This window comes from Vallitalea okinawensis (assembly GCF_002964605.1).
GTDB lineage: Bacteria > Bacillota > Clostridia > Lachnospirales > PQDH01 > Vallitalea_A > Vallitalea_A okinawensis.
The window spans coordinates 168,795-183,086 of the sequence record NZ_PQDH01000006.1 but is presented as its reverse complement, the minus strand read 5'-3'; the positions used below and the strand labels follow the sequence as shown (position 1 = coordinate 183,086).

Sequence of the window (14,292 nt, the reverse complement as noted above, 5' to 3'; positions counted from 1 at the left end):
ACTAAAGCTAATCGAATTAATAATGGATGTTAAAAAGAATAAGCTTGATACATTAGCTTGCTTTATAAGGTGATAACTATGAAAATAATAACACCCTTAAAAAATGAAAAAGGTCAATCCCTAGTAGAATTTGCAATCATCCTTCCCCTGGTGCTTATAATTATACTAGGGATTATTGAATTTGGAATAATGTTTAATGCTTACTTGACAATTACCAGTGCATCACGAGAGGGAGCTCGATTAGGGGCGGTTGGGGGATCAGATTCGGAGATAGAGTCCCTGATTTCAAGCATCACCCCTCAATTAAATGCCGACAAACTAGTCGTTACAATTACTCCATCAGAAGGAGCTAGAGATAGAGGAGATTCCATTACAGTTACTGCTAGCTATGATTATCAGGTCTTAATCCCCTTACTAGGTGATATTATCAGTAACTTAGTCGATCTGACCGCACAAACTGTAATGCGTGTAGAGTGAGTTGATGATTGTATGAAAGTTTCAGATGAACAAGGAAACGTAGCCATTATTTTATGTATAGTTATTGCAGTTCTTTTTGGATTTATGGCGTATGTTATGGATATAGGAATGGTCTATTCGGAAAGAATGCAGTTATCCAATGCCATTGATTCAGCTGTGCTAGCCGCAGCACTTGAGTTACCTAAAGATCGAGCAAAGGCTATGGATATTGCAGAGCAGTATCTTGTTAGTAATAATGTCAGTCTTACTGAAGCTAACATTGTAATCAGTGAGGATGATCAGAGCATCGAAATAACAACGGTACGAGATGTAGAACATTTTTTTGCGCCTGTACTTGGTATTGAAGATAGTACTATTAACCTAAGAGCAAAGGCTATCGTAGGTCCTGTTAAATCAGTAACCGGTGGCATTAGGCCATTTGCCATTGAATTATTTGAATACAGTTATGGCGATGAGGTCACATTGAAGGAAGGCGCCGGAGGAGGCTACCATGGAAACTATGGTGCAGTGGCGCTTGGAGGGCGAGGTGCCTGTGTTTTCAAAAAGAATTCACTTTATGGTTATGAAGGAACAATTTCCATAGGTGATGAAATTGATACAGAACCAGGAAACATGTCTGGTGCAGTAAAAAGCATACAGAACTATATCAATGCTGATCCTTATTCTTTTGAGAATTTTGAGAGGGATTCAAGAAGAATATGGACTGTACCCATTGTAGATAGTCTTGATGTTAATGGGAGGAAAGAAGTTACTGTAATAGGATTTGCACAAGTGTTTGTAGAAGATATTAAGAAGAAATCTGGAAAAATGGAGATTGATGGAAGGTTCATGCAATATGTAGCTAATGGTGAAGTTGATAAGAATGCCATGGATACAGGCACGTATGCAGTAAAACTAGATAAGTTGTATTAGAGTACACATATTGAGATAGATAGGATTGATTAGGATGAATAATAAGGTCGCTAGAAGATTATTTTTTATTGCCTTAATTTTAGCCTTATTAGCTTCTGGGGCGGTATTTATATATTTGAAATCACTGGATACAGTAGTAGTAGAAGAAGAGAAAGTAACCATTCTCATAGCAGCTCAACAGATACCACCAAGAACGATTATAACAAGAGAAATGATTACTGAAATACAGATACCTGAAGAAGCAGCATATGGTAGCTTCATTAATGACTTATCGAAGATAGTTGGTGAGTACTCAAAGGAAACAATATCAAAAGATGAAAGATTTCATAAGGATAAAATTATCAATAATATCGAAGAGGAATTAACTTTGAAGATTAGTGGTAATCATAGAGCCGTATCTATCAATGTAAATGGTGAGTCCGGTGTTTCAGACCTAATTAAGCCCGGAGATTTTGTAGATGTAATTGTTTCATTACCTCAAATTAAAGAAAGTGAGAGAATCATAAGACCTGATATATCTAAAATGATTCTTCAAAATATAGAAGTACTGTCTATAGATAAGAATCTTTTCAGAGATGCAGAGGAGCGAGTTGAAATACCTACTGACTATTTTATTACTTTATCTATTCCTGTCTACGAAGTAGAGAAGTTAGTTTTAGCAGAGGATATCGGAGACCTTAAACTAGTATTAAGACCGCTGGAAGGAGATTTTATCCATGGTACTGAAGGGATTATATGGGAAGAATTACTCCTTGATGACTTTTATAAGATGAAGGATATGTTCCCGCAGTATGAGGTGAAACCTGTGCAAGGTCCAGAAGTCAATGAAGGAGATTACCAATACGAAAAGTATTATTACTATACCATTCGGTATGGTGATACATTAAGATCAATTAGTGAAGATTTTTACGGTAATCCTGAAAAATATGAGCTGATCAAACAAGTTAATCGTATTGAAGATGAAGACGAAATAGTTACTGGAACAGGTATAAAAATCCCAGTGTTAGAGGGTGAATAGAGGTGACATCATGAGTAAGATCAAGGTAATGATTGCTGACGATATAGAAGAAACAAGAAATGTTATTAAGAAGATACTATCCATGGAAAAAGAGAATTTTGAAATTACAGGAGAAGCTAGTAATGGTGAAGAGGTTTTAAAGTTGATACCTGAATATAAGCCTGATGTCGTCTTGATGGATATCAATATGCCTATTATGAACGGTCTTGAAGCCACTGAAAAAATTACTGAAGCCTTTCCATCTGTTATCGTTATTATCATGTCTGTTCAAGCAAAAAGTGAGTATCTGAAGAAAGCTATGTTTTGCGGTGCCAAGGAGTATATTATAAAACCCTTTAATTATAACGATTTAATTGATACTATAACGGCTACATATGAAAAGCAAAAGGAAAGAGCAATATATAGCAAAACCTATGAAGAGCTAGGATCTAATGGGAAGGTAATCAGTTTCTATAGTTCTAAAGGAGGCGTTGGCAAATCCGTGCTTTCCATCAATAGTGCTATTACTTTAAGTAAAACCTTTAAAAAGAAAACCCTACTATTGGATCTGGACTTACAGTATGGTGATATATCCATGCTAGCTAATCAACATAATGATAAAACTATACTAGATATTATTGATGATGGTCAGTTGGCTTCTTACTCTAGTATTCGACCTTATTTATACGAACATAATAAAAAACTCGATATTCTATTTGCGCCATATAACCCTGAAAAAGCAGAGTACATTAGTAAAGATGCAATAGAAAAAATGGTTAGTATATTTAAAAAACATTATGAGTTTATTGTTATAGATACAGGTATAAACTTTAATGATTCTACACTTAATATTCTCGATACATCGGATTTGGTACTTTTTATAGCTAATATGGAAATGACAACTTTAAGAGATACAAAACTTGGATTAAGCGTTATGGAGACTCTTAATTATGACAGTAATAAGGTAAAAGTTGTCGTTAATAGCGTTACAGGCAAGTATGGATTGAGTAAAAAAGATGTACAGGATGTTTTTGCGGAGCAATTATTCTCAATGATACCTGAAGATATAAAAAATGTTAGATTATCTGTAAATAGAGGTCTTCCATTATGTGATAATAATAAGAATAGAACTTTAAAGATTGTTAAAGCAATTCAAACCATGTGTCAAGAGGTGGTCAGATGTCTTTAAAAAAAAGATTGGAAGAGATGAATACGGATAAGAAGTCTTTGAAGTTCGTTGAAAAAGAAGTCGATCCTTATTTGAACTTAAAAATGAGTATACAAAACAGAGTCATTAGTGAATTAGATATAGATTTTAAGGATATATCTGAAGATAATGAAGAATTAAAAGAGGATATAAAGTACATTATCCAAAAGCATATAGAACAAGAATCTCTTAATATGACTAATCACCAAAAGAATAAAATCAATGAAGAGCTATTAAATGAAATTATTGGGTTCGGACCTATAACAGGCTTACTGAGAGATGAACAAGTGACTGAAATTATGGTCAATGGACCTTATCAAATTTATATTGAAAAAAACGGTAAACTGATGTTAACCGATGCAAAATTCAAAGACAATAATCATGTCATGCATGTTATTAAAAAGATTGTAGCACCGATTGGAAGGAGAATTGATGAAAGTTCACCGATGGTTGATGCAAGACTCCCCAACGGTTCAAGAGTTAACGCAATAATCCCCCCTTTAGCCATCGATGGACCTTCCATTACCATCAGAAAATTTTCAGAAGATCCTTTTCAGGTGGATGATTTAATCAACTTTGGTACGATTAATTCAAAGATGTCTCAGTTACTAAAATATTGTGTAGAAGGTCATTTAAATATTGTGGTATCAGGAGGGACAGGAAGTGGTAAAACAACAACACTCAATGTATTATCTTCCTTTATACCAGATTCAGAAAGAATAGTTACCATTGAAGATGCAGCGGAATTACAACTTTCACAGAGTCATGTTATACGCTTGGAAACAAGACCAGCAAATGTAGAAGGTAAAGGAGAAATCACCATAAGGGATTTAGTAAAAAACAGCCTGAGAATGCGACCAGATCGAATAATTGTTGGAGAAGTGCGATCTGGAGAGACATTAGACATGTTGCAGGCTATGAATACAGGTCATGATGGATCTTTAACAACGGGTCATGCTAACTCACCAAGAGACATGCTTTCAAGGTTAGAGACAATGGTTCTTATGTCAGGAATGAATCTACCCATAAGGGCTATACGGGATCAGGTTGGTTCAGCCATTGATCTCATTATTCAACAATCAAGACTCATGGATGGTAGTCGAAAAATCACCCATATAACAGAGGTACAAGGAATGGAAGGCGATGTCATCATTCTCCAAGATATTTTTAAATATGAACAGAGAGGTCTTGATAGCAATAATAAAGTCAAAGGCGAGTATGTATTCACAGGCGTAATGCCCAGTTTTATTGAAAAGCTAAGAGAACAAGGTGTTACTATACCACAAGATATATTTTACTAATATACCTTAAGGTACATTAAATATGGATGTGATAAAAATGATTCTTATTGCCCTATTATTAACTTTTCTATGTATATTAACTCTTAGTTATGCGATCTTATTTAGTATTGCTATGAAAGGAAGACCAGTGGATGCATTAAAGTACTATGACAAGGATTTTGATGCCATAGACAAAATGGATGGTCATAAGAGTAATATAACGATACTTAAAAGTCTTTCGAAATTAATACCTCGTATAACCATTAATAAAAGGAGAAGGAACCAACTAGAATTGGATCTAATAAAAGCAGATATACCTCTCAAAGTTGAAGAGTTACAAATGTTAAGATTCATCATCTCTCTTTTGATAGCTTTTACTGGGTATAGTATAACTTACGATAGTATATTAAGTTTGATTATTTTTATTATAATCTGGATGATCCCAAGAATAATCATTAATAGAAGAAAGAATAAACGCTTACTACTCTTCAATGAACAGATAAATGAAGCTGTGATGATTATATCCAATTCATTAAAAGCTGGTTATTCATTTTTACAAGCTTTATCAGTTGTTGTTGAAGAGACTGAAGATCCCTTATCTAAAGAATTTAAGAGGTTACTAAAAGAAATGCGGTTAGGAGCTTCAACAGAAGATGCCTTTAATAACATGTTGAAGAGAATAGATTCAGAAGATTTGAAGTTAATTGTTAATGCAATATTAATACAAAAAGATATTGGCGGAAAGCTTTCAGAAATTCTTGATAATATCGCAGAGACCATACGAGAAAGACAAAAAATTCAAATGGAATTGAAAACACTTACTGCTCAAGGTAAGCTATCCGGGCTTATTATTATGCTTATACCTGTTTTTCTAGGTGTTATTCTATACTTATTTAACAGGGAACTGATTATGCTTTTATTTACTACTACTATGGGAATAACCATGCTGGTGACGGCAGTTGTTAACCAGTTTATTGGGCTTGTAATTATTAGAAAAATCGTTACTATTGAAATGTAAGAAGAAAGGAGTGATTTGGTGCTATATCTAACTGCTGTTATCATTTTTATTCTTACACTTATCATTTTTTATGTTCTGCTATCTATTTTAAATAAAGACAAATTAATCCTAGAAGATAGATTAGAACAAATTGAGTTTATCAATAAAGGTCCTATAGACAATTTGGAGAAAAGATCTCTTTCAGAGAGGGTTATCCAACCCCTTTATAATTCATTAAGTAACGTGTATTTTAAATGGACACCCAGCTATAAAGTTGACCTTCTTAATAAAAAGTTAGAGAGAGCTGGGGTACTTAGAAATAATACTGCTGAGAGGTGGATGTTCAATAAAACGTTACTCATCATCGTTTTTTCATTATTGTTTGGTTTGTTAACTTATAACTTAAAGTCCAATATATTCACTTCTTTAGTTATTGCATTGATGGTAGTCATGTTAATCAATACGCTCTATCGCTTCTATTTAGCTAGAAGAATCAGTCTTAAGAAGAATGCTATAAGGAGGGACTTACCTTACACATTAGATCTAATAACAGTTAGTGTAGAAGCCGGGCTTTCTTTCGATGGAGCAATAGCAAAAGTTGTTGATACAATTGAAGGAGAGCTATCAAGTGAGTTTGCCAAAACCCTGAAAGAGATGAGAATGGGAATCGAGAAAAAAATAGCCCTAAAAAACATGAGTCAAAGATGTGATTTGAAAGAACTTTCTATGTTGATAACATCCTTAATTCAAGCCGATGAGCTTGGTGTAAGTTTAGGAAGAGTGCTTCGAATCGAAGCAGCAGGCTTAAGAGAGAATATCAAACAGGCAGCTAGAGAAAAAGCTATGAAAGCACCTGTAAAGATGTTATTTCCTTTAGTTATTTTCATCTTTCCAGCCATCTTTGTTATTATTTTAGGCCCTATTATTATCCGTATGTCAGAGGTTTTTTAGATGAGGTGATATAATGACAATTAAAACCATGATTAGTTATAAAAAGTTTATAACAAAGGATTTACTCATTGCAGATACTTTTATTAAGCGATTATGTGGATTTATGTTTAGAAAAGAATTGCATCATGAGGCACTCATGCTGAAACCGTGTAACAGTATACATACATTTTTTATGCGATGTAATATTGATGTTGTATTTTTAGATGATGATATGACAGTTGTCTCTAAAATTGAAGGGTTACCCCCTGGCAAGGTCATTATGCCAGTTAAGGGTGTCAGTACAGTAGTCGAAACAAAAGAAGGGTTGTTAAAGGATATACAACAAGGGGATAGAATATGGTTGGAATCAATCAGTTAAGATTGATTCTTTTTTTTGTAAAAAAATGAACCTTTTTAATGTTAAAATACTCTTATAGGTGTAAGATAAGTAAACTAAAAGAGGGTGACGTGTTGGAAACTGAGCTGCTGATTAAAAGAGCAAAGCAAGGAGATAAAGAGGCATTACTGAAATTGATTATGGATCAAGAGCAGGATTACTATAGATTAGCTTATACATACATGAGAAATGAGGATGATGCTTTAGATGCTTTGGAAGATATGATTGTTATTATCTATGAGAAGATCCAGAGCCTAAAAAAAGAGAAAAGCTTTTATAGCTGGAGCAAAACCATCTTGGTTAATCGTTGTAAGAAGCTATTAAAAGATAAGAAAAAAATTGTATCAATGGATTTTATAGAAGAACGTGCTTGTTTAGGTGGGCTAGAAGGGAAAGAAGAAACGATGCTCATAGAAGAACATCTTACGAAGCTTAATAAAAAGCACCAAGAAGTAATTAGGTTACATTATTACCTTGATTATGATTACCAAACAATAAGTCAATTACTTCACATCCCATTGGGAACAGTAAAATCTCGAATGTCCATAGGTATCAAGAAGTTGAAGGAAAGTTTAGGAGGTGGTTTTCATGAATAATTTAGAGAAGATGCTTAGACAAAAAGGGATAGAAATAGATCAAGTACATCCACCTCAGGAAATGGAGACTAGATTACGACAGGCATTAAGTAGACAGCAGTCCAATTCCAGGGACACTAAATGGAAGCTTAAGTTGGCGGTTATCCTCCTTAGTATGCTTGTTATAGGATATAATTTTGATACACTAGCTCATTATGGGAAGAAGCTTATAGGTTACGACCAAGTCATGAATGGTACTTTAAGAGAACTTAATGACCTAGGGAAAGGACAAATCATAGGTGAGAGTTATACTTTTGATAATGGTGTTGTGATAACCTTAGATGGCGTCATGTTAGATGCTAATCAGTTATTAGTGTTCTACACAGTACATGATGATAGAGGTATAGAGGAGTTTATGGACCATTTAAATAGTATATGTATTAAAGGGGTTTTTGAACATCAATTTGAATCTTCCCAAGGTATCATTAATGATGATAAAACAGAAATCAAATATGTAGCTGAATTTCAAACGCCTTATTTTTTTGAAAAAAAGCTTGATTTTACTTATACATTCTATAAGGATAACAAATGGGAAAATGGAAACATTACTTTTAATCTTGATAGAAACAAAGCAATGGGTCATAGCTTAAAGAAAAATCTCAATTTAGATATTACTAAAGATGATAATACATTCCATTTCGAGTCTATTACGGTTTCACCTACAAGCACAGTCATTAAAGGGTCCATCCAAAATAGTCTGGAGCTGATTTCAGATCATCTTAAAGGTGAAAGAACTCGACCAGACGATTTAGATATCAAACTCTATGCTAATGGAGAAGAAGTGAATTGGCAAGGGAGGGGACTAAGTACAGATATGAAAGGCATTCAATTTGATTTTTCATTTGATACATTGCCAACACCTCTGGATGAGCTACAGCTAGAATTGATAAGCTTTACTGCTGACCATGATGTTAATGAACAAATAGTATTAGATAAAGGCACGCAAAAGACCAGTTTTGAAATACATGGTCAAAGGATTGAAGTTCTGGATGCTTATAAAAAAGAAGGAGATACTTATGTAACAATTGAAACAGTAGAAAATACGGTTCTTACAGAAGTCTATTTAGTTATAGATGATGAAGTAATCGAGTTGTTAGAAACCTTAGAAGGTGATTTTGTTAAAACAAAAGAGGGAATCTTTCATAGGAGAACGTTACATTTCCCAGGTAATGGAGAGGAGCTTATATTAGACATACGAAGAATGACATATACCACGGTTTACAATGAATTATTAGATATACCGATTGATTAAACTGCTCATGATACTAGGGTTAAGCTCACATAAAGTGTTGATGTGAACTTAACCCTTTGTGTTAGAATGGATGCCCTTTGGTACACCGGAAAAAGTTGAACAAGTATGCAAGATAATGATTGAAGAAATATGAAATGTGACAGTAGTTTTTTTATATCGTGAAATAAGTTTCATAAACATGAAAAATATTAGACATTTTCTAGAATACATATTATAATACTAATAATAAATAGTTATTTGTTTAGGATAAGAAAAGTAACTATCGTCACGTTTCGAGTATGTACAGGAAAGTATGTTTACTTGCAAGCAAAACGCATTATTTTCCTACACTAAAAAAATAAGATGTAGCAGAGGTGAGTATTAATGATCGATAATATAGGTCAAAACATAAAAAAGTTACGTACAGAACTTAATCTGACATTGAAGGATGTAAGTGAAGAAACAGGATTGTCTATAGGTTTTCTATCACAATTTGAAAGAGGATTAACAACGATAGCAATTGATTCGCTGGATAAGATAGCTAAAGTACTTAAAGTTGACTTAACTTACTTTTTCGATAAAACACAAAATGAAAATAATAATATTGTACTCAGAAGCTATGAAAGAGAAGTATTCCAAATAGATTACTCACATATCATTCATTATCATTTAACCAATAATCTTGATAATAAAGAGTTATTGCCAAGACTGATTGAAATTCTTCCTTCAGTAGCTGAAGAGAATGTAAAAGCCTATCAGCATGAAGGCGAAGAATTCATTTATGTATTAGAAGGTATTGTTACACTGATTTTGAAGGATCAAGAATATCAATTATATCCTGGAGATAGCGCACATTACGATTCCACAAGAGCTCATAACTGGGCTAATTATACCAATAAGACTGTTAAACTACTAGTAGTCAACACACCTACAGGTCTTAAAGAACAAATTTAAAATTTCAGCATAAGGAGATGGTTAATGTGTCCTTGGGACATATTATGACGATACAAAAATTTTCTGTCCATGATGGACCTGGAATTAGAACAACTGTATTTTTGAAGGGATGTCCTTTAAGGTGTTGGTGGTGTCATAATCCAGAAAGCCAATGCATGAGCAACACAATCATGTTTTATATGGAACGGTGTACTCATTGTGAGAGATGTGTATCGGGATGTACCACTAATGCAATAAAAATAGATGAAGGTTATCCTCAGAGGGATAAAACTAATTGTATGCTTTGTGGGAAATGTGTTGATCTTTGTCCATCAAATGCCCTAGAGTATATCGGGCGTGCAATGACTGTGGAAGAACTAATGGAAGATATACTAAAGGATGAAATTTTCTATGATGAATCTGGTGGAGGTGTCACTTTTTCAGGCGGAGAACCTTTACTTCAACATGAATTTATAAAAGAAATGCTCATGGCTTGTAAGGAAAAAAATATACATACAGCAATAGATACAAGTGGATTTGGTGATTGGCAACATTTAAAGCATATTATCGATGAAGTGGATCTATTTCTTTATGATCTTAAGTTAATGAATGATGAAAAGCACATAAAATATACAGGTGTATCAAATCAAAACATACTGGATAATTTAAGAAAGCTATCTGAATATGGAGCTGATATCGCAGTCCGAATGCCCATTATTGCAGGAATTAATGATGACAATGGACATATTATTGATTGTATTCAATTTCTGTCAACTTTAAAAATTCTTAAGGTTAACCTATTGCCTTATCATAAAATGGGAATGGAAAAGTACAGCAGACTTGAGATGAAATATCTTTTATCTGGGAAGGAAAGACCTTCAGATGAAAGACTAAGAGAAATTATAAATATGTTTGACCAATCCGGTATAAAAACTGAAATAGGAGGTTAATTAATCGTGATGACAGAAAGGGTTAAGAAACTAAGAGAGCAGAGCCTTAATGCAGAACCATACATATCAATGGAAAGAGCAAAAATTATTGATGAGGTATACAAAAAATATGAAGGAACAGTAGCTACTCCTATATTGAGGGCTCTAGTTCTAAAAGAATTAATGACCCAAAAGGAACTTTGTATTAACAATGGTGAATTGATTGTTGGAGAGAGAGGTGAGATGCCTGCAGCCACACCTACCTATCCTGAGTTATGCTGTCATACTTTAGAGGATTTAGATCTCATGGATCAACGTGAAAAAATATCTTTTAAAGTGACAGAGGATGTTAAACAACTCCAAAAAGAAGTCATAATTCCTTTTTGGGAAAAGCGGTCCATGCGGCATGTTATATTGAATAGTATGTCAACTGAGTGGAAAAAGTGTTATGAAGCTGGGATCTTTACTGAATTCATGGAGCAAAGAGGACCAGGGCATACTGTAGCAGATAATAAAATTTATCAAAAAGGTTTTATTGCTTTTAAAGAAGAAATAGATCACTCTATATCCAAACTGGATTTTTTAAACGATGATGAAGCTCTCGATAAAAAGAACCAACTTGAGGCTATGGGTATAGCCTGTGATGCTATTATTATTCTTGGTAAGCGTTATGCAAAGTTGGCTGAACAAATGGCTAAGGAAGAATGTAATCAAGTGCGAAAAAAGGAACTACAACATATAGCTGATACCTGTAATCACGTTCCAGCCTATGCCCCTAGAACTTTTGAAGAAGCCTTACAAATGTACTGGTTTGTCCATTTATGTGTGGTATCTGAAATCAATCCTTGGGACTCTTTCTGTCCAGGAAGACTAGATCAGCATCTCAATCTTTTCTATGAAAAAGAGATGAAAGAGGGAACTTTAACACGTGAAAATGCCGAAGAATTGTTGCAGTGCTTTTGGATAAAATTCAATAACCAACCTGCACCACCTAAAGTAGGAGTTACTCTTAAAGAAAGTGGTACGTATACAGATTTTTCTAATATCAATAGTGGAGGCCTACAAGAAGATGGTTCAGATGGAGTTAATGATGTGAGCTATTTAGTTCTAGATGTTATCGATGAAATGCGTTTGTTGCAACCGAGTTCTAATGTGCAAATAAGCAAGAAATCTCCCAGAAGATTTGTGAAAAGAGCATGTGAGATCGCTAGAAAAGGCTGGGGTCAACCTTCAATGTTTAACACAGATGCAGTTATTCAAGAAATGTTAAGAGCTGGGAAGACTATTGAAGACGCCAGAAATGGTGGTAACAGCGGGTGTGTTGAAACAGGAGCATTCGGTAAAGAAGCTTATATCCTCACGGGCTATATCAATCTACCTAAAATATTTGAGATAACATTATACAATGGTATTGATCCACAAACAGGTGATAAAATAGGAATAGAAACAGGAGAAGTAAAGGATTTCACTGCTTTTGATGAACTATTTGATGCTTTCAAAAAGCAGTTGAAGCATTTTATTAATATTAAAATGATAGGTAATAGAATTATTGAAAGACTATATGCTACCAAAATGCCAGTACCCTTCCTCTCTGTGATTATAGATGATTGTATTCATGAAGGTAAAGACTACAATGCTGGAGGAGCTAGATACAATACATCCTACTTACAAGGTGTAGGTATAGGTACAATAACTGATAGTATGTCAGCCATAAAATATCAAATATTTGATAAAAAAAATCTTACCATGAATGAAATGATGGAAGCATTAAAAGTTAATTATGAAGGATATGATTATTTATGGAACATGGTCAAGAATAAGACACCAAAGTACGGTAATGATGAGGATTATGCTGATAAAGTGATGCAGCAAATATTTAATGCCTATTATGATGAGGTGACAGGAAGAAGAAATATAAAGGGTGGTAATTTCAGGATTAATATGTTGCCGACTACTTGTCATGTATATTTTGGCTCAGTTACGGGTGCTACACCTGATGGAAGAAAAGCAAATTTACCTCTTTCAGAAGGTATTTCTCCATCAAAAGGTGCAGATAGAAATGGACCAACTGCAGTTATTAAATCTGCTTCAAAAATGGATCACATTAAAACAGGTGGAACTTTACTCAATCAAAAATTTACACCGTCAGTTTTACAAGGTGAAAAAGGATTGGATCATATGATAAGCTTGGTTAATACCTATTTTCGCTTAGATGGCCATCATATACAATTTAATGTCATCAAAAAAGAAACCTTACTTGAAGCACAAAAAAATCCTGAAGATTATAAAGAGCTTATTGTACGTGTGGCAGGATACAGTGATTACTTCAATAATCTTGATAAAGTTTTACAAGATGAGATTATTGAGAGAACAGAACAGAGTTTGATATAGGTATAGGTATGCATTGGATTAGTTAATTAAAATGAAATTAATAATTCGTTTGGATTGAAAATAAAAATAGCGTATAATAGTCTTTAATAAAGACAGTTATATTTAAAAAATGACCAAATCTAAGTAGAACAAAGGAGGAATCTCATGAGGACAATAGGATTTATAGGTTGCGGGAACATGGCAAAGGCTATGATTGGTGGAATTGTAAAAGGCAATATTGTTCCTGCTAATCAAATAATAGCATCAGATCTAAATCAAGAAAGCCTAAGTGATGTCTCTCACCAATATGGTATTCAAACAACAATCAATAATCATGATGTGGCTAGACAATCCGATATTTTGGTGTTAGCCGTTAAGCCTCATCTATATGCAGTTGTAATAAATGAAATAAAAGATTTAGTTAAAGATAATGTTATTGTTATTGCAATAGCGGCTGGAAAAGCTATTCAAGATATGATTAATATGTTTGGAAGAGAACTAAAAATAGTAAGAGTTATGCCCAATACCCCAGCTCTTGTTGGTGAAGGTATGTCTGCTTTTTGCAAAAATAATTTAGTTAATGATAATGAATTGCAGGATGTTGTCAATATTTTAGAAGGTTTCGGAAAAGCAGAGCAAGTGGATGAAAAATTAATGGATGTCGTAATAGCTACCAGTGGATCTTCACCAGCTTATGTATACATGTTTATCGAAGCCATGGCTGATGCAGCGGTATTAGATGGGTTGCCAAGAGATAAAGCCTATAAGATGGCAGCGCAAGCTGTGCTCGGTGCAGCTAAAATGGTGTTAGAAACAGGGATACATCCTGGTCAGTTAAAGGATATGGTATGTTCACCAGGTGGTACAACTATTGAAGCTGTATCCGTTCTTGAAGAAAAGGGTTTAAGATCTGCTGTTATTTCTGCTATGAGAACATGTACCAATAAATCAAAAGAGATGTCAAAATAAAATATATTAATGCATCAAGGATGGGGTA

At 33.9% G+C, this 14,292-nt stretch carries 14 protein-coding genes; all 14 read left to right on the top strand.

The features are described 5' to 3' along the window. Positions 1-78 precede the first annotated feature (78 nt). Positions 79-477, top strand: coding sequence for a TadE/TadG family type IV pilus assembly protein (locus C1Y58_RS16785; protein ID WP_105617248.1), 399 nt, complete (start codon positions 79-81; stop codon positions 475-477). 12 nt (positions 478-489) lie between these two features. After that, a complete protein-coding gene (locus C1Y58_RS16780; RefSeq protein ID WP_105617247.1) occupies positions 490-1,389 on the top strand; it encodes a pilus assembly protein TadG-related protein in 900 nt (299 codons plus the stop codon). A 34-nt stretch (positions 1,390-1,423) separates the two neighbouring features. Next, positions 1,424-2,407 carry a Flp pilus assembly protein CpaB gene (gene cpaB, locus C1Y58_RS16775; RefSeq protein WP_105617246.1) on the top strand — a complete coding sequence of 328 codons (984 nt, stop codon included), beginning with the start codon at positions 1,424-1,426 and terminating at the stop codon, positions 2,405-2,407. A gap of 10 nt (positions 2,408-2,417) precedes the next feature. Further along, entirely contained in the window at positions 2,418-3,575 is a 1,158-nt protein-coding gene (locus C1Y58_RS16770; protein ID WP_105617245.1) for a CpaE/TadZ family protein, read from the top strand. Next, the gene (locus C1Y58_RS16765) at positions 3,566-4,894 is read left to right on the top strand and encodes a TadA family conjugal transfer-associated ATPase (RefSeq protein ID WP_105617244.1); all 1,329 of its coding nucleotides are present in this window, start codon (positions 3,566-3,568) and stop codon (positions 4,892-4,894) included. Before C1Y58_RS16770 ends, C1Y58_RS16765 begins: the two co-directional genes overlap by 10 nt. A gap of 37 nt (positions 4,895-4,931) precedes the next feature. Continuing rightward, the gene (locus C1Y58_RS16760) at positions 4,932-5,891 is read left to right on the top strand and encodes a type II secretion system F family protein (protein WP_105617243.1); all 960 of its coding nucleotides are present in this window, start codon (positions 4,932-4,934) and stop codon (positions 5,889-5,891) included. Positions 5,892-5,909: 18 nt separating this feature from the next. Next, a complete protein-coding gene (locus tag C1Y58_RS16755; RefSeq protein WP_105617242.1) occupies positions 5,910-6,821 on the top strand; it encodes a type II secretion system F family protein in 912 nt (303 codons plus the stop codon). A 13-nt stretch (positions 6,822-6,834) separates the two neighbouring features. Next, positions 6,835-7,179, top strand: a complete 345-nt coding sequence (locus C1Y58_RS16750) for a DUF192 domain-containing protein (protein WP_242985415.1) — start codon at positions 6,835-6,837, stop codon at positions 7,177-7,179. Between the two features lie 89 nt (positions 7,180-7,268). Further along, entirely contained in the window at positions 7,269-7,793 is a 525-nt protein-coding gene (locus C1Y58_RS16745) for an RNA polymerase sigma factor (protein ID WP_330404439.1), read from the top strand. After that, positions 7,786-9,084: a DUF4179 domain-containing protein gene (locus tag C1Y58_RS16740; RefSeq protein WP_105617240.1), complete on the top strand. Its 1,299-nt coding sequence runs from the start codon at positions 7,786-7,788 to the stop codon at positions 9,082-9,084. The genes C1Y58_RS16745 and C1Y58_RS16740 overlap by 8 nt, the downstream gene beginning before the upstream one ends. A 363-nt stretch (positions 9,085-9,447) precedes the next feature. Further along, positions 9,448-10,017 carry a helix-turn-helix domain-containing protein gene (locus tag C1Y58_RS16735; protein ID WP_105617239.1) on the top strand — a complete coding sequence of 190 codons (570 nt, stop codon included), beginning with the start codon at positions 9,448-9,450 and terminating at the stop codon, positions 10,015-10,017. 26 nt (positions 10,018-10,043) lie between these two features. Next, entirely contained in the window at positions 10,044-10,946 is a 903-nt protein-coding gene (locus C1Y58_RS16730) for a trans-4-hydroxy-L-proline dehydratase activase (protein WP_105617238.1), read from the top strand. A gap of 9 nt (positions 10,947-10,955) precedes the next feature. Beyond that, entirely contained in the window at positions 10,956-13,316 is a 2,361-nt protein-coding gene (gene hypD / locus C1Y58_RS16725; protein ID WP_330404446.1) for a trans-4-hydroxy-L-proline dehydratase, read from the top strand. 144 nt (positions 13,317-13,460) lie between these two features. After that, on the top strand, positions 13,461-14,264 hold the full coding sequence (gene proC, locus C1Y58_RS16720) for a pyrroline-5-carboxylate reductase (protein ID WP_105617236.1): 804 nt from the start codon (positions 13,461-13,463) through the stop codon (positions 14,262-14,264). Positions 14,265-14,292: the final 28 nt, after the last annotated feature.

Bases quoted from the DNA above. Each gene is read 5' to 3' on its own strand.
- C1Y58_RS16785 (WP_105617248.1), top strand. From the start codon at position 79: ATGAAAATAATAACACCCTTAAAAAATGAAAAAGGTCAATCCCTAGTA.
- C1Y58_RS16780 (WP_105617247.1), top strand. From the start codon at position 490: ATGAAAGTTTCAGATGAACAAGGAAACGTAGCCATTATTTTATGTATA.
- cpaB (WP_105617246.1), top strand. From the start codon at position 1,424: ATGAATAATAAGGTCGCTAGAAGATTATTTTTTATTGCCTTAATTTTA.
- C1Y58_RS16770 (WP_105617245.1), top strand. From the start codon at position 2,418: ATGAGTAAGATCAAGGTAATGATTGCTGACGATATAGAAGAAACAAGA.
- C1Y58_RS16765 (WP_105617244.1), top strand. From the start codon at position 3,566: ATGTCTTTAAAAAAAAGATTGGAAGAGATGAATACGGATAAGAAGTCT.
- C1Y58_RS16760 (WP_105617243.1), top strand. From the start codon at position 4,932: ATGATTCTTATTGCCCTATTATTAACTTTTCTATGTATATTAACTCTT.
- C1Y58_RS16750 (WP_242985415.1), top strand. From the start codon at position 6,835: ATGACAATTAAAACCATGATTAGTTATAAAAAGTTTATAACAAAGGAT.
- C1Y58_RS16740 (WP_105617240.1), top strand. From the start codon at position 7,786: ATGAATAATTTAGAGAAGATGCTTAGACAAAAAGGGATAGAAATAGAT.
- C1Y58_RS16735 (WP_105617239.1), top strand. From the start codon at position 9,448: ATGATCGATAATATAGGTCAAAACATAAAAAAGTTACGTACAGAACTT.
- hypD (WP_330404446.1), top strand. From the start codon at position 10,956: ATGACAGAAAGGGTTAAGAAACTAAGAGAGCAGAGCCTTAATGCAGAA.
- proC (WP_105617236.1), top strand. From the start codon at position 13,461: ATGAGGACAATAGGATTTATAGGTTGCGGGAACATGGCAAAGGCTATG.